The sequence below is a fragment of the Neorhizobium sp. R1-B genome, assembly GCF_004368875.1.
Lineage (GTDB): Bacteria > Pseudomonadota > Alphaproteobacteria > Rhizobiales > Rhizobiaceae > Neorhizobium > Neorhizobium huautlense.
Window position 1 is genome coordinate 101,317 of record NZ_SOEM01000012.1, and the last position, 23,071, is coordinate 124,387.

General features: G+C 56.8%; 17 protein-coding genes and 1 pseudogene. 7 read left to right on the forward strand and 11 right to left on the reverse strand.

Going from position 1 to position 23,071, the window contains the following annotated elements; translation table 11 throughout:
* Positions 1 to 7 precede the first annotated feature (7 nt).
* The 6 genes from EDE05_RS17210 to EDE05_RS17235 form a co-directional block, all read right to left on the reverse strand.
* A complete protein-coding gene (locus EDE05_RS17210; protein ID WP_132412699.1) occupies positions 8 to 1,327 on the reverse strand; it encodes an aminotransferase class III-fold pyridoxal phosphate-dependent enzyme in 1,320 nt (439 codons plus the stop codon).
* A gap of 139 nt (positions 1,328 to 1,466) precedes the next feature.
* Positions 1,467 to 2,234 carry an SDR family oxidoreductase gene (locus tag EDE05_RS17215; protein WP_112803380.1) on the reverse strand — a complete coding sequence of 256 codons (768 nt, stop codon included), beginning with the start codon at positions 2,232 to 2,234 and terminating at the stop codon, positions 1,467 to 1,469.
* 79 nt (positions 2,235 to 2,313) lie between these two features.
* A complete protein-coding gene (locus EDE05_RS17220) occupies positions 2,314 to 3,219 on the reverse strand; it encodes an aminotransferase class IV (protein ID WP_134102020.1) in 906 nt (301 codons plus the stop codon).
* Positions 3,220 to 3,311: 92 nt separating this feature from the next.
* On the reverse strand, positions 3,312 to 5,126 hold the full coding sequence (locus EDE05_RS17225) for a hydantoinase B/oxoprolinase family protein (protein ID WP_134102023.1): 1,815 nt from the start codon (positions 5,124 to 5,126) through the stop codon (positions 3,312 to 3,314).
* Positions 5,127 to 5,139: 13 nt separating this feature from the next.
* Positions 5,140 to 7,239: a hydantoinase/oxoprolinase family protein gene (locus EDE05_RS17230; RefSeq protein ID WP_134102026.1), complete on the reverse strand. Its 2,100-nt coding sequence runs from the start codon at positions 7,237 to 7,239 to the stop codon at positions 5,140 to 5,142.
* 100 nt (positions 7,240 to 7,339) lie between these two features.
* Positions 7,340 to 8,467, reverse strand: coding sequence for a LacI family DNA-binding transcriptional regulator (locus EDE05_RS17235; protein ID WP_112803388.1), 1,128 nt, complete (start codon positions 8,465 to 8,467; stop codon positions 7,340 to 7,342).
* A gap of 514 nt (positions 8,468 to 8,981) precedes the next feature.
* Here EDE05_RS17235 and EDE05_RS17240 point away from each other — a divergent pair.
* The 5 genes and pseudogenes from EDE05_RS17240 (at position 8,982) to EDE05_RS17260 (ending at position 14,210) form a co-directional block, all read left to right on the forward strand.
* The gene (locus EDE05_RS17240) at positions 8,982 to 9,905 is read left to right on the forward strand and encodes a substrate-binding domain-containing protein (protein WP_134102028.1); all 924 of its coding nucleotides are present in this window, start codon (positions 8,982 to 8,984) and stop codon (positions 9,903 to 9,905) included.
* A gap of 59 nt (positions 9,906 to 9,964) precedes the next feature.
* A pseudogene (locus EDE05_RS17245) lies at positions 9,965 to 11,484 on the forward strand (sugar ABC transporter ATP-binding protein).
* A gap of 26 nt (positions 11,485 to 11,510) precedes the next feature.
* Positions 11,511 to 12,536, forward strand: a complete 1,026-nt coding sequence (locus EDE05_RS17250; RefSeq protein WP_112803394.1) for an ABC transporter permease — start codon at positions 11,511 to 11,513, stop codon at positions 12,534 to 12,536.
* 168 nt (positions 12,537 to 12,704) lie between these two features.
* Positions 12,705 to 13,241 carry a gluconokinase gene (locus tag EDE05_RS17255; protein WP_134102030.1) on the forward strand — a complete coding sequence of 179 codons (537 nt, stop codon included), beginning with the start codon at positions 12,705 to 12,707 and terminating at the stop codon, positions 13,239 to 13,241.
* 135 nt (positions 13,242 to 13,376) lie between these two features.
* On the forward strand, positions 13,377 to 14,210 hold the full coding sequence (locus tag EDE05_RS17260) for a sugar phosphate isomerase/epimerase (RefSeq protein WP_132412687.1): 834 nt from the start codon (positions 13,377 to 13,379) through the stop codon (positions 14,208 to 14,210).
* 79 nt (positions 14,211 to 14,289) lie between these two features.
* Here the strand turns inward: EDE05_RS17260 and EDE05_RS17265 are convergent, their stop codons facing one another.
* From EDE05_RS17265 to EDE05_RS17275, 3 genes are all read right to left on the reverse strand, one after another.
* Positions 14,290 to 14,940 carry an HAD family phosphatase gene (locus tag EDE05_RS17265; protein WP_162712556.1) on the reverse strand — a complete coding sequence of 217 codons (651 nt, stop codon included), beginning with the start codon at positions 14,938 to 14,940 and terminating at the stop codon, positions 14,290 to 14,292.
* Positions 14,941 to 15,170: 230 nt separating this feature from the next.
* Positions 15,171 to 15,953 (reverse strand): histidinol-phosphatase, encoded by a 783-nt coding sequence (gene hisN, locus EDE05_RS17270; protein WP_112803419.1) that lies wholly within the window; start codon positions 15,951 to 15,953, stop codon positions 15,171 to 15,173.
* Between the two features lie 135 nt (positions 15,954 to 16,088).
* Complete coding sequence (locus EDE05_RS17275) at positions 16,089 to 17,258, reverse strand: MFS transporter (protein ID WP_112803402.1); 1,170 nt, start codon at positions 17,256 to 17,258, stop codon at positions 16,089 to 16,091.
* Positions 17,259 to 17,799: 541 nt separating this feature from the next.
* On the opposite strand from EDE05_RS17275, the gene EDE05_RS17280 reads away from it, so the two are divergent.
* Complete coding sequence (locus EDE05_RS17280; protein WP_134102033.1) at positions 17,800 to 18,591, forward strand: DeoR/GlpR family DNA-binding transcription regulator; 792 nt, start codon at positions 17,800 to 17,802, stop codon at positions 18,589 to 18,591.
* Positions 18,592 to 19,023: 432 nt separating this feature from the next.
* On the opposite strand, the gene EDE05_RS17285 is transcribed toward EDE05_RS17280, so the two are convergent.
* On the reverse strand, positions 19,024 to 19,854 hold the full coding sequence (locus EDE05_RS17285; RefSeq protein WP_112803406.1) for an SDR family oxidoreductase: 831 nt from the start codon (positions 19,852 to 19,854) through the stop codon (positions 19,024 to 19,026).
* Positions 19,855 to 19,965: 111 nt separating this feature from the next.
* Between EDE05_RS17285 and EDE05_RS17290 the strand changes: the two genes are divergently transcribed.
* Entirely contained in the window at positions 19,966 to 20,853 is an 888-nt protein-coding gene (locus EDE05_RS17290; protein WP_134102036.1) for a LysR family transcriptional regulator, read from the forward strand.
* A gap of 367 nt (positions 20,854 to 21,220) precedes the next feature.
* Here the strand turns inward: EDE05_RS17290 and EDE05_RS17295 are convergent, their stop codons facing one another.
* Positions 21,221 to 22,531, reverse strand: coding sequence for a lipase family protein (locus EDE05_RS17295; RefSeq protein ID WP_245519929.1), 1,311 nt, complete (start codon positions 22,529 to 22,531; stop codon positions 21,221 to 21,223).
* Positions 22,532 to 23,071: the final 540 nt, after the last annotated feature.

The window sequence follows — 23,071 nt, forward strand, 5'->3', positions numbered from 1 at the left end:
AGCTTCCCTACGCGATCTTTTTGAAGATTTTATCCAGACGGTTGAGGGTTTCGTCAATGTCTTTTGCCGTGTGGGCGATTGTGAAGCCGTAATGAGCCGGTGACACAGGGCCGGCGGTATCATGAAACCAGAGCCTATTGTTCACGCACTCGGTCACGAATTTCTTGTAGGTCGCCCTGTCTTGTAATGCAGCGACCTTGCGGAAGTCGAAGTCGTCTTGCGGATTTTCGACGCCGAAGTAGATACCAAAGCGGGCGCCGACGCCCCGCACGTGACCGGCAATCTTATGCTTGGACAGAAGGTCATCGATGCCGGTGAACAACTTCCCTCCAATAGCCTCGATGCGATCGTAGAAACCGTCTTCGCTGGCCATGGTCAGGCAGGCGATGCTCGCCAGCACTGGCATGAGCGCACCGCTATACGTGCCGCTGACTGCGGCATTCCCGGTCGGATTGACGTGCTGCATGATTTCTTTTGTGCCGCCGACAGCCGCGATGGACAGGCCACCCCCAATTGCTTTCGCCATGGCGGTCATGTCAGGCAGGATGCCGTAATACTTCTGAGCGCTGCCCGGACGCATCCGCAATCCGCTGACGACCTCGTCGAAGATCAGGACGATATTCTCTCGCGTACAAATCTCCCGCACGGCGCGAAGATATTCCCCACGCGCCTCAAGGCATCCGCAATTATAGCTGATAGGCTCAAGGATGACGCATGCGAGCTCATCTCTGTACTTCCTGATTGCGTGCTCAACCGCCTCGACGTCATTGAAGATGACGTTGACGACACCATCCTTGGCGTGGATCGGAAACCCTTCGGAATCCGCGTTCGTCTCGACCTCACCGCGCCCGTCAACATTGCTCACCATATTATGGTTGAACCAGATGCTTTCGTACATGCCGTGAAAATGGCCCTCGAACCGCAGCACTTTGTCGCGACCGGTATGGGCGCGGGCCAACCGGATTGCGGACTGTGTTGCTTCCGCGCCGGTGTTCAGCAACCGGAACCGTTCACAGCTAGGGAAAAAGTGCTGAAGCAACCGGGCGAGTTGCGTGTGGTATTCCGTGTCGAAATTCATGAAGAAACCTGCATCCAGGGCCTTGCCAATGGCCTCGCGGATACGCGGGTTGTTATGTCCAAATAGGGCGGCGCCCGCCCCAGTATGGAAATCGATGAACTCGTTTCCATCAGCGTCCCAAAATCTGCTGCCATCAGCGCGAGTGATGTAGAGCGGCTGGCCCAGCGGCGCGTTATAACGTTGCCCTGCAGAAGCACCACCAATGAAATATTTGCTGGCTTCGGCGTGAATTTCAGAGAGTTTTGTCATTGGAATGGTTCTCCGTTTGCGGCGATCTGTCTGCAACTGCGGCGCCCTTGCTCTGGTCGAGCTGTGTTTCGATTTCGTCGTTCCCGGAGCGACATCAATTTCTCCGAAAGACAGTGGTTGTGGTCGGTCGGTTCCGATTTCAAAGACTGGCGGTTATGCCGCCATCGACGTAGAGCGTGTGGCCATTGATGAACGAAGAGGCTGGGCTGGATAGGAAGACCGCGGCGCCGACAAGTTCGTCCACCTCTCCCCACCTGCCGGCGGGCGTGCGTTTCTGAAGCCATTCCGAGAATTCTTCACTCTTGACGAGAGCTTTATTGAGCGGCGTCTTGAAGTAACCCGGCGCGATCGCATTGATCTGCAGTCCGTATTTTGCCCAGTCCGTGCACATCCCCCTGGTAAGATTACGGATGGCTCCTTTCGTCGCGGTATAGGGAGCAATTCCAGGACGGGCGAGCTCGCTCTGAACGGATGCGATATTGATGATCTTTCCCTGGCGGCGAGAGATCATGCCCCCCGCGACAGCCCTGCTCACGTAAAACGCACTGGATACGTTTGTCCTAAGCAGCTCTTCCCATTTTTCAACCGGAAAGTCTTCCAGGGGTGAGCGAAACTGCATCCCGGCATTGTTGATAAGAATGTCCACCGATCCGACGGATGCCTCAATCTCAGCAATACCGGATGCGCTCGATTGTGCGTCCGTGACGTCGAACGAACAGACCTCGCAAAGAAGGTTCTCGGTCCGTAACTGGTTTTGGGCGGCTGCGAGTTTCTCGGTGCTCCGTCCGTTGAGGATAATCTTGGCGCCATTCTGGGCCAGCCCTCTTGCGAGCGCCAACCCGATGCCCTGACTAGAACCGGTCACCAGCGCGGTCTTGCCGCTGAGGTCGAAAATGGATTGCTGCATGAAGCTAACTCACTTGCTTTGCATTGGATCGATCGCCAGGCCAGGCCACCTTGACCGAGTCGGTCCGTTTGAGATGCCGTTATTCATAGGCGATGGGGGTTGCGTGCCAGCCCTGCTTGCGCTTTTCCCAGAAGGTGTCTTTGAGAAGGGTCGAGATCGGACCCGGCCGGCCATTTCCGAGAATGCGGCTGCCGAGCTTGCTGATCGGCATGATGCCGCCGGCTGTTGTAGAGCAGAAGATTTCGTCCGCGTTTTCGAACTCGTCACGCGTGATGTCCCGTAGCTCGCATTCGAGCCTCAGCATCTGACAAAGCTCGATCACCGATTTGCGGGTAATTCCTTCGAGCGCGCCGGAACGCGGCGTGACAACCTTGCCATCGAACACTGCAAAAACGTTATAACCTGGACCTTCCGTGACATGGCCATAGCGATCGAGGAGAATGGCAGTTTCGGCGCCTTGTTCATGTGCCTCGAAGTTGCCGCGGGTGAGGTCACCCCAGTGGAAATTCTTGATCGTGGGATCGAAGGATTCAGGTGCAATCCGCTCGGGAGTGCCGATGATCGCGTGAACCCCACGCTCTTGTTGCTCCGGCGTGAAAACCCAGACCCAGGGCAAGACGTGGCAAATAAGATAGCTGCGGCCATAGGCAGGGTGAAGGGGCACGCCACGGGGCGGGCGAGAGCGAAGGCAGTCCATCGCGACATATGCTTCGCGATAACCCGAGCGCGTGACGATCTCGGTTAGGATTTCCTTGATCTGATCGTCGCTTTCCTCCGGCTTCATGCGGAGCTTTTCCATGGAAGCGCGAAAGCGCTTCACGTGATCGTCCAGACGGAAGAATGCGCCATAGTAGACCCCGACGACGTCATAGGTGACGTCGGAACGGCGATATCCCCATTCCGTTACCGGGATCTTGGCATCCTCGAGCGGCATATATTGACCGTCGACATAGGCAGCACCGCTGCTCCAGTCCAAATCCGACATGGAGATTCCCTCCCTTATTTGCCTCTGATAGGTTCGCTTCGACGCTGGCGCCACTCGGCCCGGCCAAGGGGCGCCAGCTGGGTCTCGGTCGATCAGCTTGCCGCTGCGAGCTGCTTGACGTTGCCGCGCAGCTTTTCCGTTCCGGCGGCGTCGAGTGCTAGATCATCCGTGGCGCGTGAGCCCACGACGGCAACGCCATAGACGGCACGGGCGCGCTCGATGCTGATCCAGCCTTCGGCCAGATCGTGGATGACGCGGGCTGGATCGCGCTCAGTCGGCATGCCGTAGCCGCCGCCACTTGCCGAATGCGAGATGATCTTTTCGCCCGCCTTGAGCGTGATGCCATGGCAAGGCGGGAGCTCGACAACGCTGCCGTCAGTCTTGCGCATGGCCGCTCGGCAGGTCCCACCAGAGCCACCACCACGCGCGCCCGCAGCCGGCGTGATCGTCCCGTCAGCCGCATAGAGAACGGTCAGTTCACCACCACCCCATGGGCCATACTCGCTGTAAATGGATGGCGCGCCACGATAGGTGCCAGCCCCTTCGCTATCTTCCATCAGATGCCGGTCGTCGATCAGGATCGGATGGTGGAGTTCGTCGACCTCGACGCTGTCGATACGGCACATGCCGGCATTGCCCGCATGGATGATCGACAGGAAGCCGTCAGTGACCGGCGTACCGGCACCACCGCTGACGCCGATATGGACCTGGTTGATGAACGGCTCGTCATTATTATGGGGATCGCGCCCGGAAATGACGCCCATGCCTGGCGGCTGGATCGGACCCGTGGCCGCCTGACCAAAACCAGCCGACAGTTCGGCAATGGCGCGCTGGACCGGGTTGGTCACGTGGTCGGCCAGATTAGTCGTCGCAACAGAGCAGGATGCCGGATGGCGCGGAATGCCGACGCAGCAATTTTCTCTGAGCTTCACCTCGATACGACGGAAGCTACCGGAATTCGGGATCACATGATGATCCAGAAGCGCGTTGAAGATACCGATCATAGCAGCGCTCTTCGACGTCGCTTCGGTCAGGTTGAGACCGCAGGGCTGGCAATCGGGATTGTCGGTCAGATCGACCATGATGCGGGCATTTTCCGCATCGATTTCGACCTCCACCTTGACCGGAATGCCGTCCGGCAGGCCAAGGAACGGATCATGCGCCGAATGCAGTGTGATCTTGCCCGTCGTCAGCTTCGAGATGGCCTGGATCATCTTCTGCTCGGAATAGTCGAACCAGCGCGATGCATAGCCTTCCAGCATATCCCAGCCGAGTTCTTCGCCGAGCGCCAACAATTCACGTTCACCGATACGGACAGAACCGAGTGTCGCCAGGAAGTCGCCCCACCATTGATCCGGTACGCGGATGCGGGCCTCGCACATGCGCACGATGTCCTGGTTTGTTTTGTAATCTTCCTGGATCTTGGTCGCCGAGAAGATCAGCGCACCTTCCTCGTAGACGTCCTTGACGTCGGCGAGATAGGTGGAGGGACGTGAGTTACCGCAATCAGCCTGATGGGCCTTTGCAAGCACGAAGAAGCGCAACACGCCCGCGTCATCGACGACCGGTACGATCATGCAGTGATCGGCGGCGTGAGAATTGCCTTCATAGGGGCTGTTGTGCAGGAAGCAGTCGCCCCGCTTCATGACGGGATGGTGCTTCAGCACAGCCTGGCACATCAAGTCCGGGCCGATCAGTGTGTGGTTCGGTAAGCTTTCTGCAGCCGAAAGCATCTGGCAATCGGCCGTTAACACAACGCACGAAAAATCGTGCGCCGTATTGAGAATGCCGGAGCGTGCTGTCCGGAAGATGGTGTTCTGCATTTTGCGGGCAATCGTCTCCATGCGGCTGGAGATCATCGCCATCTGCACGCCGTCGGGAGCGTTTTTCGAAGGAGAGCTGATCATGGGTAATTCCTGGTTAGAATGTTATGCGTAAGCCGCCGCCGGCGGTGCGTTCGGCTACGGTCTGCGGATCGATGACAACCGTAGTGAATGAGGATTCGACGATCGACGGACCGGGAGCCGGATTGCCCGGAACCATCGCTTCGAAGCGGTGAACCGGGACCTCGATCCAGCCGGTATCGCTGAAATAGACCGGCCGCGATGCCTTCCCGCCGGTGAATTCACCTTCGCGTGGTAGCGATCCTGAGGTCGCTTCCTTGAGCTTGCAGCTGACCTTCGCCCGCCAGGTGACGAACTCGACTTCCGATTCCGGATCGGAGATTTCGAAAATGCGCTGGTGCATCTGGTGGAATGCCGATTTCAGTGCCTGCAGGTCGCTGTCGGAGGAAATGCGGCTGGAAGGCAAGGGCACGTCAATCTCCCAGATCTGGTGCGGATAGCGAGCTTCGACCGAGAATTCGATCCTGTGCTCGATCGCATTCGCGCCGGGACCGGCTGCAAAGCTCTGGCAATGGGCTTCCAACTCGGCGAGGACCGCATTGACCTTCTCACCGTCGAATTTTCCGCTGGTAGTGAAGTTCAACTGTGCGTAGTTGGAGGAAAGCTCCGACATCAAGGCCCCGGCAGCGCTCATCACCGCGCCGGCTTCCGGGATCAGAACGCCCGCGCACTGCAGGCGCTTGCCGATGGCGACAGCATTGAGTCCAGCCGCGCCGCCGCCGCCGACCAGAAGCGCAGATGCCGGATCGATACCCTGGTTGACGGTTATCTCCTCGACCGCACCGACCATTTTTTCGGTCGAGAGCTTGAGAACCGAAGCCGCCGCTTCCTCGACGCTGATGCTAAGAGGATCTGCAACCTTGGTCCGTAGCGCCTCGGTCGCTCCTGCTCGGTCGAGAACCATCGCGCCGCCGAGGAAGAAGTCGGGATCGATATAGCCAAGAATGATGGCGCAATCGGTGACCGTCGGCTCAGTGCCGCCGCGGCGATAGGCGACCGGGCCAGGCGTCGAGCCCGCGCTTTGGGGACCAAGCTGCAGGATCCCGCCGTCATCAACCCAGGCAATCGATCCGCCGCCGGCGCCAATGCTCTTGATGTCGACCGAGGGGAAACCAGTCATATGACCGCGTGTCGCCTGACCGATCCAGGTTTCCCGGCTCCAAGGAATACGGCCGTCGCGCACAAGGCTGACGTCAAACGTGGTGCCACCGGTGTCGGCGACGATGGCGATCGATTTGCCGAAGTCACGGTCTGCATAGTAGCGACCGGCTACCGGTGCCATTGCCGGACCGGAATTGATCGAGTGGATCGGCGCACGGGCGACGGCCTCCGCATCCATGATACCACCGCTGGAGGTGACCATCAGAGTGCGCCCGTCGAAACCGGCCTCCTTTAGACGGTTCGTGAGGCTGTCGAGATAACGGAACATCAACGGCTTCAGCGAGGCATCTATAACCGTTGCAGATGCGCGGCGATATTCGCGCAGCGTTGGATTGAGCTGATGCGAGAGGGTGAAAGGGACATCCGGAAGGTGCTGCTTGATTAGCTCGCCGATGCGCAGCTCGTGGACGGAATTGGTCACCGACCAGAGAAGACAAACTCCAATCGCCTCGATCTTCAGATCTTTTAGGCGCTTCAGCGTTTCAATGAAGTCGACCTCATCGAGTTCAGAGACGACATTGCCGCGGGCATCGATTCGCTCGTTGACCTCGAATGTATAGCGGCGCGGAACATAAGGTTCGGGATACGCGACAGTGAAGTTGAAAGGCTCGATACGACCGCCTTCACGGATCACCAGAATGTCCCGGTGCCCCTTCGTCGTGATGAACGCCGTCTTGGCCGTTTTCTGGGTGATGATCGCGTTGATGGCGCGGGTCGTGCCATGAACGAACATGGAAGCGCGCTTGAGGAAGGCGCTTCGGTTAAGGTTGTAGTGATCCGCCGCGAGCTGCAAGGCGACGAGCACGCCGCGAACCGGATCATCCGGGGTGGTAGACGCCTTGAACAGTCGGATCGTCTCGCCGTCTTCCACGACCAGATCGGTGAATGTGCCGCCGGTGTCGCAAGCAAGCCGGAGTCCCGTGCTCAAGCCCTTGGCGGGGGAACTGATATCCATCAAGCAAAGCCTTCTCTTTAAGGCGCGGCGATGTGCCGGCCAGTTGCTCAAAATCATGGGGAGGTTTGGATGTTTGTTGCGACCTGCTGTTACCGCACGCTTAGCTGGACGGTTCTCCGCATGTCTCCCTCAGAGTGAGTTCGGGCAGGAAAAGTGTGTCGGAACCTCCCCCGACAGCCCCTGCCAAAGGGTTTACGATCCGATCGACGGCCGCCACGCCCATCGCCTCAATGGGTTGGCGCACCGTCGTCAATGCCGGGTAGGACAGTTGACTGACCCAGACATCGTCTATTCCCACCAAGGAGAGGTCGCCAGGTACGGATAGCCCAGCCTGTCTGAAGCTCGCGAGGAGACCGAGAGCAATCATGTCATTGAAAGCCACAACCGCAGTTGGCCGAGGGCGGAGTTTCAACACCTCCGGTGCTGCACTTCTACCAACTTCCAGCATCTCGGCGTCGGCGATATCGCGCGCTCCGTGATCTGCATCGAGCTCTACGAGCAAATCGCTCTGAAGGCCTCTGTTTGCCATCGCGGCCTTGAAACCAGCCAGACGTTTGCGACGACTGTACGTGATCATTGGATCCGTGACGTAAGCAATGCGGCGATGCCCAAGCTCATAGAGGTGGTCCACGGCCAGATCGATCGCCACTTCATGATTGAAGTTGATCGTATCGAGACGCGGCAGGCGAAGATCGAGCCGATCCGCGTCTATAGCGACGACGGAGAAATCGCTTTGCGGCCCGTAAAAGCCTTTTCGGGTGCTGAGCGGCGCAATGGTGATCAGATCGCTGACACCCAACCCGACCAAGTTTTCGAGGAAGCGCTTTTCCACTGCATTGTCGCGCATCGTATTGCAGAGATGGACAGCGTAGCCCGCCTTGACCGCAGCCTGCTCGATTGCGAAAACCAGCTGGCCGTTGAATGGATTGACGATACTTGGAACAACGAGCGCTATTCCCTTGGTCTTGCCGGTCTTCAACTGCCGTGCCGCTTGATTTGGCTTGAAGCCGAGCCGTCCCACGGCATCCGCGATCCGTGCTCTTGTTTCGGGACCCAGCCGCTCCAACCTACCGTTCATGTAGTTGGAGACGCTCGTATTGGAGACGCCAGCAGCCTTCGCCACATCCTGAATCGTCGCGCGATCGGCTGCAACATCTACGGATGTCGTCCCCTGAGATCGCCGTTCGCTTCGCTTCGGCCGCGTGGTTTCCATATGTTTATCATCCATGATCAGCTCGTTCAGACTATCGGAACGACAAGGATATCATCGAAATAGGGATGCGACAGAGGACATGTTCGTCCACTCCGACGAGCGCCTCCAAAGTAGGTGTAACGATACATCTAAAAAGCTCCTTGTCAAACCGTTTTTTTTGCAGCGACGCCGGCAATATGTGCTGAATCGGCGCTCAAACGAAGGAAATAGCGACATTTCTTCAAAAATTTGCGAACGCGCCGATTGACAGAAATCCGAAGTTTAGTTTATCGTTTTACCTATCGGACGCGGCGACTGCCATTTTGGGAGAATGGCGGGCGCTCTGTTCGAAAAACATCGCAAACCTCAAGTGATCTCGGCTGAAGCCGAGCATCAGCGATGCAAAAACCTCCCCCACATGATCCAAGCCGAGGCGGTCTGTCGATTGCCGCGATCAGGTACATGTGCGCCCCGCGAGCGCTAGCCCGTAGAGCTCCGGCATAAAGCAAAAGCGGGCAAAGAATGATCACACAACCACCGGAGCAGGAACATGAAGAAATTCGCACTCGCAGCAGTATTTGCAGCAACCATCGCGGCATCCGCGCATGCTGAAACCACGATCGGTTTCAGCATGCAGCGCTTCGATGACAACTTCCTCGCAATTCTTCGTAGCGGCCTGGAAGCCCGCGCGAAGGAGCTGGGTAACGTCAAGCTGCTGATCGAAGACGCGCAAGGCGATGTTTCCAAGCAGCAGAGCCAGATCGACAACTTCATCGCCAGCAAGGTCGACGGAATTATTGTCATTCCCGTCGAAGCAGACGCTGGTGTGACGATCTCTAAGACCGTCGACAAGGCGGGCATCCCGATGGTCTTCGCAAACAACCAGCCGAGCAACGTTGATGATCTGCCGGCGAAGCAAGTATTCGTAGGCTCCGATCAGATCGAGGCCGGCACTCTTCAGGCCACTGCGGTCTGCAAGGCACTAGGCGGCGAAGGCAGTGCCGTCATCCTGATGGGTGAGTTGGGCACACTTGTCGCTCGCGGTCGTACCGAAGCTGTTCACAATGTCTTCAAGACGGACGAGTGCAAGGGCATCAAGATCGTCGAGGAACAGACAGCTGCCTGGCAGAGAACCAATGCTCTCGACCTGGTTACCAACTGGTTGACAGCCGGCACGCAGTTCGATGCCGTCATCGCCAACAACGACGAGATGGCCCTCGGCGCAATCCAGGCACTAAAAGCATCCGGCAGCTCCACAAATGTGGTTGTCGCGGGGATCGACGCCACGCAGGACGCACTCGTTGCCATGAAAGCTGGCGATATGGCTGTGACCGTGCAGCAGGATCCAGCAGTTCAGGGCAAGGATGCGCTCGATGCAATACTCAAGGTCGTGAAGGGAGAGCCGACCGAAAAGAAGATCTACTCGAAGCTGACGCTGGTGACAAAGGACAACCTGGCCGAGTTCCTCAAGTAAAGCTCACAATTGTGCGCGCGGCGGCACGTCGCGCGCAATTTACGTTGGAAGGAATTGTCATGAGCGACGCCACATTGACCGATCCTGCAGCCGAACAAGGCTTGCTTCTCAGTGCGTTGGGCATTCGGAAAGAGTTTCCAGGCGTGGTTGCGCTTGACGGCGCGCAATTCAATCTCCGGAAAGGCAGCGTCCACGCCTTGATGGGCGAAAATGGCGCAGGCAAGTCTACGTTGATGAAGATCCTTGCGGGAATTTATCAGCCGGACGCAGGGTCGCTACACTTCAAGGGAAAAGAGATTACGCTCTCGACGCCGCTGGATGCGCTCGAAAAGGGTATCGCCATGATCCATCAGGAATTGAACCTGATGGCCTCTATGACTGTAGCGGAGAACATTTGGATACGCCGAGAGCCCCGCAATGCGCTCGGGCTCATCGACCACAAGAAGATGAACCGCATCACCGATAACCTTCTGCAGCGCCTCAGGATCAACGTCCGGGCGGATGCAGAAGTCAGAACACTGTCGGTGGCCAGCCGGCAAATGGTCGAGATCGCCAAGGCTGTCTCCTATGATTCCGACGTCTTGATCATGGATGAACCGACTTCGGCCCTGACGGACCGGGAGGTAAGCCATCTCTTCGAAATCATCAGCGGATTGCGGACCGAGGGCAAAGGCATCGTCTATATTTCGCACAAAATGAACGAGATCCTGGAGATCTCTGACGAAATTTCCATCTACCGTGACGGTCGATACATATCGACGCGTCCAGCCAGCACCATCAGTCGTGACGAAATCATCCGGCGGATGGTGGGCCGAGAAGTCTCCCAGATGTTCCCCAAAGAGGTGGTTGAACTGGGGATGTCCTTCTATCAGTGAAAGATCTCGAACTCGAAGGTGTTTTCTCAAACGTCTCATTCGACTTGCGCGCTGGCGAGATACTCGGGATGGCTGGGCTCCTAGGGTCTGGGCGTTCGAACCTTGCGGAAGCGCTCTTCGGTGTCACGCCCCCGACATCTGGCGAAATTCGCATCGATGGACAGAGGGTGGAAATCAAAAAGCCAAGCGATGCGATCGGGCATGGCATGGCCTTCCTCACGGAGGATCGCAAGGAAACAGGCTGTCTTCTCGCGCTCAACATTCTCGAAAACATGCAGATTGCAGCCCTGCAAACCCGCTACACTCGCTCTGGCTTCGTTCAGGGAGCCTCTGTCGCCGTGGATTGCGCCGAGATGGCCCGCAAGCTGCGCATCAAGATGGCCAACCTCAACGTCAGCATCCAGAATCTGTCGGGCGGCAACCAGCAGAAGGTGCTGATTGGACGGTGGCTGCTTACCGGACCAAGGATTCTCATTCTCGACGAGCCCACCAAGGGCATTGACGTTGGCGCCAAGGCGGAAATCCACGGCCTCGTTTCCAGTCTCGCCAAATCCGGCGCGGCAGTCATTCTGATCTCTTCCGAACTTCCCGAAGTCTTGGGGATGAGCGATCGCGTCCTGGTTATGCATGAAGGAAAAGTCACGGGCATCCTGCCGCGAAGCGATGCGACCCAGGTCGCCGTGATGGAACTGGCATCCCGTTGAGCAGAACCAATAAGGGAACAAATTCTATGGAAAAGAACCTCGTTGAAAAATATGGCATTGTGCGCTCCCCTGCTGCGCAGGGATGGAAGCCACCGCAGGAGTTCAATATCTTCCTCGTACTCGTTGGGATCGCCCTGATCTATGAGGCGCTGGGCTGGATCTTCATCGGTCAGAGCTTTCTTGGAAACACGCAGAGGCTGACGATCACGATCCTACAGGTTTCTGTCGTCGGCATCATTGCTATTGGCGTCACTCAGGTCATCATCACCAGCGGTATCGATCTCTCAGCAGGCTCCGTTGTCGCCATGACCGCAATGATCGCTGCGAGTTTAGCGCAGTCCTCGGAATGGGCACGGGCTCTATATCCCGGCTTCACGGACATGCCGGCAATCGTGCCGATCGGCGTCGGCATCATCCTCGGAGCGATAGCGGGATTCATCAACGGCGCACTTATTGCCCACGCTCGCATCCCCCCATTCATTGCCACGCTCGGTATGATGGTTGCAGCACGCGGCATCTCCAAATGGTACACGAAGGGCCAGCCGATTTCTGGTCTGACGGACCAGTTCACCTTTATCGGCTCCGGTGCCTGGCCGGTGGTCGTGTTCATCGCGGTCGCGATCATCTTCCATGTCGTCCTCAGGTACACACGATACGGCAAGTTTACCTACGCTATCGGCGCGAACATGCAGGCTGCGCGGGTGTCCGGCATTAATGTGGAAGCTCACCTCGTCAAGGTTTATGCGATCGCCGGTATGCTCGCAGGGCTCGCTGGAATCGTTACCGCGGCGCGTGCCCAGACAGCGCAATCGGGTATGGGCGTCAACTACGAGCTTGACGCAATCGCTGCAGCGGTTATCGGCGGAACCTCGCTCGCCGGCGGGATCGGAAGGATCACCGGCACAGTCATCGGCGTCATCATCTTGGGCGTAATGTCCTCCGGCTTCACGTTCCTTCGCATCGACGCCTACTACCAGGAGATCGTCAAGGGCATCATCATCGTCGCCGCAGTGACGGTTGACGTCTATCGCAACCGTCGCCGTCGGGGTTGACCGCTGCATTTGACACGATTGGAGACCCAAGAAATGTCCACGTTCCGATATTTCTCGCCTTATGCCGCACGGCAACTTCTGAATTGGCATTGGTCTGTAAAGCAATGGCTTAAGGCACGGAGGCATCGCCGGAGGCGTAAAATTACCTGACAGGAATGAGAAGACTTCATGATGGTCGTACCACAGATGCACAAGATACCAGTGATCGTGATGGGAGTGTCGGGATGCGGGAAGACGTCGGTTGCACGCTTGGTCGCGGCTCGGCTGCAACAGAGGTTTGTGGAGGGTGATGAGCTTCATTCCCTTACCAACATTGCAAAGATGACCGCTGGCACACCACTGACCGATAGTGACAGGGCTGCGTGGTTAGAAACCATTGGTCGCGCCTTAGCCTCCAATAGTCGTGATCCCCCGGTTGTCACCTGCTCCGCGTTGAAAGCGCAATACAGGGATCAATTGCGATCACTCGCAGGCAACGGCGTGACGTTCCTTTATCTGAGAATCTCCCATGAAGAAGCCAAACAGCGACTTGCCGGTCGGGTTGGGCATTTCATGCCCGCCACGTTGATCGAGAGCCAGTTCCAGACCCTGGAAGATCCTTCGGCCGAGAATGACGTGATAACGATCGACGCTGGTACACCCGAAAGAGTCGTCGAGCAGTTCATGACCATACTCTCAGGTGAGAACCGACCGGTCGCGCAATGACCAGTTTCCTCTGGCATTGAGGAAACTGCTTGGAGGATAGGCCGCTGCTGGCTTGTGAGAAATGGCCGGCTCATCCTCACGTGTTGCGCTTCTGCGATCTGTCGGGCTAAGCTCCAGGCTATCTCAAGGGGAGCGTTGCTGCATCAGATGGTCTCAGCAATAGGTTCAAGTTCGTTTCCGTCGTTGGTTGCGGTGCCAAACGCGGCACTGTGGGGTCACGCGTCTGTTTCGATAGCGCTGCAGCTTTTCTCGATGAGGCGCCTAGGATCCATCGATGCACAGCTTGAGGCCTCTCGCAACGCCGGGTTTAAGATCGTCGAATGTCTGCAAATCCATATCCATGAACCGTCGATCTTCAGAACTATGCTGGATGTCCGGGGGCTGGAATGCACGACGCTGCACGTCGAGTATCAGTTCCTCATCGACAACGCTGGCTCCATTCTTGATGCCTGCCTCATCGTAGGAATTCGAAGCGTCTTCGTGCACGATTTGCGAATTCAAAAGGTGCGGGACGCTTCTCAATGGGCACGAGCGGGATCTCGTCTCGGGATTCTGGCAGAACGATTTTCTGGCAGCGGCATCGAACTTGGCTTCCATAATGGTGGAGACTGCTTCGACCTTCTCAAATCTGGCCGTTCGCCGATCGAAGAATTGTTTCGCTCCGACGATAGTGGTCTGTTGAAATGGCAAGCAGATATAGGCTGGATACGTCTCAGTGGTGCAGATCCGATCGTCTGGCTCCGTCGCTTGAAATCAAGGCTAGTCGCCGCGCATATAAAAGATGTCGCCACATCCGTAACAAGGGGTCATGAGTGGACCGACGTCGGCGACGGGATTTTGGTCCTACCTTTGGTGATAAGAAGCGCGGTCCAGGAGGGCGCAAGACTTCTCGTAGCCGAACACGATGATCCAGAGCACCCTGAACGATTTGCCAATAGTGCGTACTTGTACCTTAGCCGCTTCACTTGAAGACATGGGAGATCGACAGGTTAGGACAGCTGAACGCAGGCATTGGCATAGCTGGGCTGAACAGGCCAAGGCGCAGTGGTTAACTTTCTCCCCCAAAATAGGAAGCCAGTGTGGGGTATAGGGCTTTGGGGTCGGCAATACGCGTGCCTCTTGGAAAGCTGATCTGACAACGATGCGGTTCAGGCCAACCTATGACCTGCATGCCTGCGGCGTGAGCCGCAATGGCTCCCGGCACGCTATCCTCAACAGCCACACATGACTGCGGTGCGACACCGAGTAAGGCCGCGGCCTTAAGGAACGGGTCGGGATTTGGCTTCCCAAGCTCGACATCGTCTCGGCTGACTGAGATGACGTTGGTGGGGTCCATGCCGATGGCAGCAAGGTTCGTGTCAACCACAACCCTGCTTGAGTTGGACGCAATTGCAAAGGGAATACTTCCTCGCGTGACATATGCCAGTGCCTCTCGAGCGCCAGCACGTATGGCAAGTGATGAGGACCGATCGAGATAGTACCTATGTTTGGCATCCACGAAATTGCCGCATGAACCGGAAAGCTGAGTTTCACGCTGAAGCAAAGCGTAACAGGCTTCGCTGCTGAGGCCTGACAACCTGGACGCCAGATCCTCAGATAGTTCGCACCCCATCGATAGGGCTGCCGCAGACATAGAGGCGAAGTGATGGTTCTCACTGTCAACAAGTGTTCCATCGAGGTCGAAGATGACGGCTATCATTGCAATCTGTGCAGGAGGCATTGTGCGGCCTTGGCTATTTTGGAAACTCTGTCCGGAGGACTGATGGCGGGGCCAAATGGGTCATTTCCAGATACGAACGGCTCCTCGCTACGTCTTTGTAACAGATTGGAAAGAGGCTGGAGCTTTCATCTCGTATCCAGATAACAAAAGCTGATGTAAACAAGTGCAACATTGCGGCCGATGCTCATCTCGTTGCTAACATGGGATCGTTAGCCGTTTAAGATCTGAAGCACCTGAGCATGCAAGCTGGCATTCGCGGCCATGACGACGGGACCACCTGCCGCGGCATTGCCGCCACTCAGGGTCGTCACGACGCCGCCCGCTTTTTCGATGATCGGAATGATGGCCACTATGTCATAGGGCTGAAGCGAAAATTCGAAACAGATGTCGATATGCCCGGCGGCCAACATCGCGAAGGCGTAGCACTCGCCGCCATAACGCGTCATTTTGACCTGACGGTTAAGAGCCTCGAACGAAATTTGGGGGTTCCGCAGAATCGGCTCGGGACTATTCGTGTGGAGGATTGCGTCGGCTAGATCGACCTTTTCACTCGTTTTGAGTTCAATGGCCTTGCTATCCCGCTGCATCCAGGATCCCGTCCGGTCCGCCCAGAAGCGTTCTCTCGTGACCGGCTGGCTCATCATGCCGCTGACGGCATGACCCTTTTGCGTCACCCCAATCAGAGTTCCCCACACGGGGATACCGAGCAAAAAGGGTCTTGTCCCGTCGATGGGGTCGATGACCCAACGAATGTCGCCAGACCCAGAGACACCAAATTCTTCTCCCTCAATGGCATGGTCCGGGTAAGCGTCACGAATAATTGCCCGGATAGCAATCTCCGCCGCTCTGTCCGCATCCGTCACAGGATCGAACTTGTAACCGTCTTTCGGTTTGCTCTGCACATCCAAGCGGGTCCTGAACCGTTGCATCGTTTCCGCGTCGGCCGCATCGGCAAGACGATGTAGGAACAGCGCGTCAGGTAACTGTGTCATGTTGGGATCCATAACGATGGGCGGACAAGGTAGACCGCGAGGTTTCATGTTTCCGCCGGCGATCCGACGTTCTCGATGATGTTGGCTGAAATGATCGAGGCCGGGATGAGGCCGCCCCCGATCCTACACTTCGGCTTAAGGGGCGGCGGAACGCGGCCCGATAAGCGCAACGACGAGCAGTAGACCGGCAAGCATCACCAGCGCGGTAGAGAGACTGAAATGCTGCGCAACGAAACCGATTAAGGCTGGTCCTAGCAGAATTCCCGCATAGCCGACGGTAGTGACGGCGGCGATTGCGAGACTGGACGGCATTGCCTTCTGCCGACCTGCTGCCGTGAATAGCACGGGAACGATGTTTGAAGCGCCCAATCCGACAAGTGCAAACCCGCCAAGCGCGACAGAAGCATTTGGAGCAACGACTGCAAGAAGGAAACCGGTCGCAGACAACAGGCCGCCGAAGAAGACCACTTGGGCACCGCCCAACGTCTTGACAATCCAGTCGCCGATCAACCGGCCAAAGGTCATTGTGATCGAGAACACTGAATAACCGAACCCGGCATATGACTGATCGAGTCCATGTGCGGAAATGAGGAACAACGCACTCCAGTCGAGGATCGACCCTTCACCCAAAAAAACGATGAAGCAGAGGACGCCAATGAGAATGACAATGCCTCGTGGCAGGACGAAGAGCGGCGTGGCGTTCCTGTCGCGATTTCCATAGGGCAGCAGGCCAGAGTAAGAGGCGACCAGAAGGATCAGCATTGATGCGCCTGCGATCAGGGTCGCTCCGAAAGGCGACAGGCCGGCACCCAGAATAAGGCTGATGCCACCGGCGCCAACGATACCACCCAAACTGAACAGACCATGGAAGCCCGACATCATGTTGCGGCCGCTGTCTTTTTCAACAATCACGGCCTGAACGTTGATCGCGACATCGAGCGTGCCGACGCTGGCGCCGCAAAATGCCAATGCCAGTGCAAGATCAATAGGCGTGTTGGCGAGCGCGAGGAAGGGTACGCCGATAGCCAATAGAGTTGAGGAAGCGGCAATCACGGCACGACATCCGAACTTCGACGCTAGGACACCCGTGATCGGCATCGCTACGATTGAGCCCAGTCCAAGGCAAAGAAGCAGAAGGCCGAATGCGGCATCTCCAACAGCCAAGCGCGCCTTTGCAAACGGTACAAGTGGTGCCCAGGCCGCCATTCCAAGGCCTGCTATTAGAAAGACCGCTCTCGTTGCAAACTGTTCGCGCCGACCGCTCAAATCGTGGCGGGATAGAATCGAGGTAACGTTGCTGGTCATGCCGTGTCCTTGAGAGTGGGCCGTCTTGGGCTGTGTTTCCTAGGTATTTTTTGTCTATGCCGTCAGGCGATCTGGCAAACGCGTCGGAGAAGCCGTGGCTGGTGATCCTCGGGCCAAGGATTACCCTGTCGTCGTCGAGAAACTCGCAGCCACATCATCATCGGCCTCGGACAGCCCAAACTTAATCGTCAGTTCGCTGCGCAGGTCGGTGCCCGCCAATATCAGGAACCGTGCCTAGAAGCCGATTACTCCCTTGCTCTCGGAAAAATCTCCGGTAGTTGGGCCGAGATGGTTCCGCGAGACGCGAGCTGGAACCGTCGAGTCAGATCCCCGTAGCGGAACCTGGTGCAAACGCATTTTCCTTTCTTCTGGCGCAATTGGGTGCGCAACACATCGCTTAACCTAATCCTGCCGTCCGACAGGCTAGCGGGCACGGGCCAATTGGCGCCTGTTCTTGCACGTTTATCGGTCGACAGCGAGGCGAATTTGGCATAACATGCATAAATGTGCAACAACATAAATCAACAAGAAACGGAATGGCATGTTAACAGAAGAGCGTCACGACCGAATTCGGGGAGAACTCGCGCGAAAAGGCAAGGTGCTGGCGGCGCAGCTAGCTGTGGATTTTGGTGTTTCCGAAGATACGGTTAGGCGTGATTTGAGAGAAATGGCACGAATGGGTTTGTGCCGCAGAGTATATGGCGGCGCGCTGTCGCCCGCACCTGACCTAGGAACCATTCAGACTCGTTCAGCGATACTAAGCGAGGCAAAGCACAGGCTCGGAGCGGCGATCGGAGAACTGCTCAAGTCCGGTCAAACCATATTTATTGATGCAGGCTCGACAAACATCACAATTGCTGGCGCCATCCCAGTCGACACACAATTGACTGTCATTACGAATGCTCCAAGCATAGCGCTCGCGCTCGAGAACCACGAAAAGTGCCGAACGATCCTGCTTGGCGGCATATTTAGCCCTTCTAAAGGCGCTTGCCTGGGTGGACAGGTGCTGCGCGAAGCTCAGCAGATTTTTGCGGATATCTTCATCTTAGGTGCCTGCGGTATAGACGCAGAGATAGGGTTGACTGCATTGGATGCGGAAGAGGCGGAGCTTAAGCGGTGTATGATTGAACAATCCAATCAGCTTTGGGTGCCAGTCACCGTTGATAAGATTGGCACAGTCGCGCCCTACAAGATCGCAGACGCGTCCGCTATCGGTAAGTTATTCGCTGTTTCAGACGATGAGGGCGCATTGACCCTTCCATTTTCTGAGAAAGGCATTGTCGTCCACGAGGTTCGAAGCAATTATTTTGCACGCAAGCTCGACGGTGGGTGATTGCTTGAAATCGCGGTGACGAGGTGACCGAGGGTTAAGGACGCAGTTCGCTCTTGGCTCAGAACTCCGTTTGTTCGAACGCATCGACCAGCTGATCCCCGTTTGAACAGAGCGACAAGCTTATACCGGGAGAGTTGGAGCATTATGCTGCGTGGTCTGGGTAGGTAATCAAATGCCGTCGGATGCACCACTACCATCTTTAAGCCCTTCACGAAGGGTTCCGCCTTGGCTTCGTCCTATGTATGGCCTATTCGACCCCTCGAGCCAACTCGGAGGAATGGGTGCAGCCTGCCGCTGGTCTTCGTTCTTCTATGGCCGCCTTGAGCGCGGCGACAGTTAGGAGGTCGCGCCGCCGGCACCTGACAATATGTCAGGCGCCATACAAAACGGCAATGCAAGCTCGACAAAGCTCACGGCCGTGCTGCCGAGTCGTCAATCGTCATCCATTGCGAGAGTGATTTCCTTCTGAGCTTCTAGCTCCGAAAGCCGTTCCCTCAGGGCGTTTCGGATGGCGTAATAGGGCGCCTTGCCGAGAGCCAGTCTAACAGGTGCTGGTGTGTGCTCGGCCACTGAAAGGATCGCGGCAGTCATCTTTTCAGGATTACCGGTGATCTCGAACATACCACTGTCGATCGCCTTGCGGACCTCGCCGGCAGGCGTCTCATCATAAATCGCCAGCGGCTTCGCGGGTCGTACCAAGCCGCGGCCGAAATCCGTCTTACTGGGACCGGGCTCGATGAGGGTGAATGAGATTCCGAAGGGGGCAACCTCCTGGCGGACCGATTCCACAAAACCTTCGATGCCCCATTTGGTCGCATGATAGAGGCTAAAATTCGGATAGGCGATCTGGCCACCTTCTGACGAAATCTGCAAGATACGACCACCGCCCTGTTCTCGAAGTTGGGGAAGGACTGCGCGAATTAACTGGATGGATCCGATCAAATTCGTATCGATCTGGTGACGTATCTGCTCGTCGGTCACCTCCTCGCTCGCGCCGAACAGGCCGTACGCAGCGTTGCTAACCACCACATCGATCCGGCCAAGCTCGGAAAAGGCCCCATTGACTGTTTCACGTATTGCCGCAGTGTCAGTCAGGTCTAATGAGGCAATCCAAAGACGATCCCCGTGTTTGCTCTTAAGGTCATCCAACGCACCTTCCTTGCGCAGTGTCGCGGCCACTCTGTCACCGCGCTCCAGAAGGCGTTCTGTCAACAGCCGACCGAAGCCGGAGGATGTTCCAGTGATAAGCCAAGTCTGTACCATTGCTTTCTCCTTTGGTCGCCGCCGAAGCGACTGGGTTCTGTGCCAAAAGGTACGAAGACGGGATTGAAGATACTATTCGTGCGATCTTGGATGTAGTAGTGGCGTATCGCCATGAATGACGCGTCTCTTACCGAACTGACAGCCCTTTTGGCGGTGATCCGCCATCGAAGCTTTCGTAAAGCGGCCGATGAACTCGGCCTCGCGCCCTCTTCTGTCAGCCACATCATCCGGAGCCTCGAAAGCCGGATGGGTCTGCGGCTATTGAATAGGACAACACGTAGCGTTGCGGCCACGGCCGGGGGGCAACGCCTCTTCGATCGCATTGGTCCACTCCTTCGGGATTTGGACGCAGCGCTTTCGGAAGTAGACGACCTGCGTGACGCTCCTAGTGGGACTTTGCGCATCAACACCAATGACATTGCCGCTCGCCTCCTCCTGGCGAGAGCCGTGCCCGAATTTCTTGCCCGCTACCCGCAGATGTCGATCGACCTTGTCAACGAAGGCAGATTGGTCGATGTCGTCGCCGAAGGCTTCGACGCGGGCATAAGGCTGCGCGAGTCCGTTCCGCAAGACATGGTGGCAATTCCATTCGGCGGCTCGACCCGTTTTGTTGTCGTCGGTTCTCCCGCCTATCTCATCAGTGCGGGCGAGCCGAGGGCGCCAGACGACCTGCGACAGCATCGGTGTATCCGTCATCGAATGCCGAGCGGGAAGATGTACAGATGGGAGTTCGAACGTCGTGGGGAAGAAATTGCGGTTGATGTCCCAGGAGCGCTGACCCTCGACGACGTGGCACTGATGGCGCACGCAGCGCAGCGCGGCTTAGGTTTGGCATATGTGCCACTTGGCGCCGCTATGGGGGGCCTGGAGACGGGCTCTCTGAAAACCGTACTCGATGAATGGTGCCCGGAAATCGAGGGGCTTTGCCTATATTATCCTGGCCGCCGACATGTGCCGGCGGGCCTTCGAGCCTTTATTGAAGTCCTGCGGGCGCTCTAGTTGTAGCCGATGTAGCGCTCCTGATCCGGTTTTGCTGTAGTTGCCGTCCCGTGCAAACCTTCTTTGAGACCCTTTGCGACGTGATGCTATTATCGCCATACTCGATGCAGCGCTACGATACAGCGCCAGGATTTCCAGAAACGAGTAGCCTTAAGAGGACGGTATGCCACTCGTCTCTGATCGCTCTGATGACAGCGAGGACGCGTTGGACGACAGAAAAGCCGTTAGTCACTGGACTGGTTTTAACCCATTGAAGGCCGAGTGTTTGGAAGGCCAGTCGACACTCGCAGACCCCCAATGCGGGGCAATTGTCTATGCGCCGGCATAGCTTCCAATGACGATCACACCTTTCCCTAATCGTTTTAGTTCAGTCAGCATTGAAAGGCGCGGCCGGATTTGGTTCACCGGGAGGGCCAGGTTGTGATATTTCCGAGCAATTGCTCGCGGCGTGCTGTCCCTCGAGTCGCGACCGAGCGAATGCGAGTGAGTCCTCAAGTGATCCATTCACGACGCCGTCGTGGCTTAACCCGGGATAGCGACGCCACAAGACGGCGTTTCCCGCTTTGCACAATGCAGAAACTGCCGCGAACTGCCGCATCGGCTCCACCGTCTGATCGGCTAGCCCCGTCCCAACCAGCAGCGGCACACCGACGAATTTCATAGGCATATTTGTCACCTGAATACGAACTGCCGACAATTGATCGAGCGAGATTGAAAGTGTTTCCGCCAGCGACCGCACCTTTAGTTCGCGCGCGAGAGTCTGAATCTCCGCAGTGCATGCCCGTCGTGCCGTGTCCAGGAGCTGTTTGCCGACGGGGCTCACTATGTCATCGATCTGCGGGCCATCAGAGCGGAGGCCGCCCGTGGCGAAACTCATGAACATATTGGCGGAATTGCGGACCGGAAGCGCAACAGGGCCATCCGGGAATGTGACGTTAATACCGGTTGCGATGGCAGCAAGAATATTGATTTCGGGCGCATATTGAGTAGAGAACAGCGCGGCGCCCAAAGCCGCACCTGATCCTTGGGAGTGGCCGGCAATCAATACCTTGTTCGAGATTTTCCCCGGCCTCGCCGCAGACGCCGCGCGAATGGAATCGAGGACGGAATAACTGGCCACTTGCCAATCGAGATAGGGATGTGGCCCAGGTCCGCCGAGGCCCTGATAGTCGGTCAGGACAAGCGCGAAGCCGGCGTCAAGCCACCGCCTCAGATACGCGGTGTCGCGTGGCTTGAAGCCGGTCCAAGACGGTGCGCATATGTCCGCAATGCCGACAGTACCGTGCGCCCAGGCGAGTAAGGGCCAGCCCTCGGACGGAGGCCTACCGGGCGGCATATACAGGGTGCCACTGACCGGAACTTGCCCGGAACCCCAGCGCTTGTCGGTCGATGAATATAGGATGCGGACTGCTTCCTTAGCGCCAGGAATAATTAGCTCTTTCGGAAGAGGCTCTTCCTTCATCACGACACCCGATTTGTCTGGCACGGGCCCCTCCCACTTATAGAATGGTGAGAGATCCATATCACCCGCGGTCGGACCTACGGGAAGCATGTTTCTGGAAACAGGACCTGTAGGTTTGTGCGTCGCTTGCTTCTCAATATCCGTGGATGCCCACACCACAGTCGTAGACAATATTGAGAGGCCCAAAAACAAGAAGATGGATTTTACTATATACATATTATTCTCCGCCATCTGAGAGATAGCCGCTGTATAAAACCTTCATCAAGCGCGTCATTAGTTCTAATTACATTGGCCATTCCTAGGATTGCTCACTGATCCGATTGGAATTGACAGATATATAAAATCGCGCTGGGGATACGTGTATTTGAGTTAAGAAATGTTTCGTGGCCGCTTAGAGCGATCACACTTTTGACGCAAGGAAACCGCTTGCTCATCCCCCGACATCATCGAGCTCAGTTGGCTTGCATCGGAGCGCTGACATCGGATGCTCGATGCTACCGGTGGACGGCTACGCAGATCGCGAATGCAGCTTGGCGCCGCCAGCTTTAGCTATTTCGACCGGGCCTAGGCTGTCACGAGTGTGCCCAGCTTTTCAGAATCGTGGCCGTTGGTGGCGCTCAGGGATTGTGATCGCCCATGATTGCGAAGCGTGACTTATCAGCCCGCGCGCTGATCAGCGACTAATCGCTTTAGCGGGTCTGCAATATAATTCCTGGGACTTCTATGGCGGGGGGAAAATCACCCTGAAGCCGGAAG

Excerpts from the sequence above, each read along its gene's own strand:
- EDE05_RS17210 (WP_132412699.1), bottom strand. The coding sequence starts at position 1,327 with ATGACAAAACTCTCTGAAATTCACGCCGAAGCCAGCAAATATTTCATT.
- EDE05_RS17255 (WP_134102030.1), top strand. The coding sequence starts at position 12,705 with ATGATGGTCGTACCACAGATGCACAAGATACCAGTGATCGTGATGGGA.
- EDE05_RS17250 (WP_112803394.1), top strand. The coding sequence starts at position 11,511 with ATGGAAAAGAACCTCGTTGAAAAATATGGCATTGTGCGCTCCCCTGCT.
- EDE05_RS17235 (WP_112803388.1), bottom strand. The coding sequence starts at position 8,467 with ATGGATGATAAACATATGGAAACCACGCGGCCGAAGCGAAGCGAACGG.
- EDE05_RS17215 (WP_112803380.1), bottom strand. The coding sequence starts at position 2,234 with ATGCAGCAATCCATTTTCGACCTCAGCGGCAAGACCGCGCTGGTGACC.
- EDE05_RS17280 (WP_134102033.1), top strand. The coding sequence starts at position 17,800 with ATGTTAACAGAAGAGCGTCACGACCGAATTCGGGGAGAACTCGCGCGA.
- EDE05_RS17265 (WP_162712556.1), bottom strand. The coding sequence starts at position 14,940 with ATGATAGCCGTCATCTTCGACCTCGATGGAACACTTGTTGACAGTGAG.
- EDE05_RS17225 (WP_134102023.1), bottom strand. The coding sequence starts at position 5,126 with ATGATCAGCTCTCCTTCGAAAAACGCTCCCGACGGCGTGCAGATGGCG.
- EDE05_RS17295 (WP_245519929.1), bottom strand. The coding sequence starts at position 22,531 with ATGTATATAGTAAAATCCATCTTCTTGTTTTTGGGCCTCTCAATATTG.
- hisN (WP_112803419.1), bottom strand. The coding sequence starts at position 15,953 with ATGACACAGTTACCTGACGCGCTGTTCCTACATCGTCTTGCCGATGCG.
- EDE05_RS17240 (WP_134102028.1), top strand. The coding sequence starts at position 8,982 with ATGAAGAAATTCGCACTCGCAGCAGTATTTGCAGCAACCATCGCGGCA.
- EDE05_RS17285 (WP_112803406.1), bottom strand. The coding sequence starts at position 19,854 with ATGGTACAGACTTGGCTTATCACTGGAACATCCTCCGGCTTCGGTCGG.
- EDE05_RS17275 (WP_112803402.1), bottom strand. The coding sequence starts at position 17,258 with ATGACCAGCAACGTTACCTCGATTCTATCCCGCCACGATTTGAGCGGT.
- EDE05_RS17220 (WP_134102020.1), bottom strand. The coding sequence starts at position 3,219 with ATGTCGGATTTGGACTGGAGCAGCGGTGCTGCCTATGTCGACGGTCAA.
- EDE05_RS17230 (WP_134102026.1), bottom strand. The coding sequence starts at position 7,239 with ATGGATATCAGTTCCCCCGCCAAGGGCTTGAGCACGGGACTCCGGCTT.
- EDE05_RS17290 (WP_134102036.1), top strand. The coding sequence starts at position 19,966 with ATGAATGACGCGTCTCTTACCGAACTGACAGCCCTTTTGGCGGTGATC.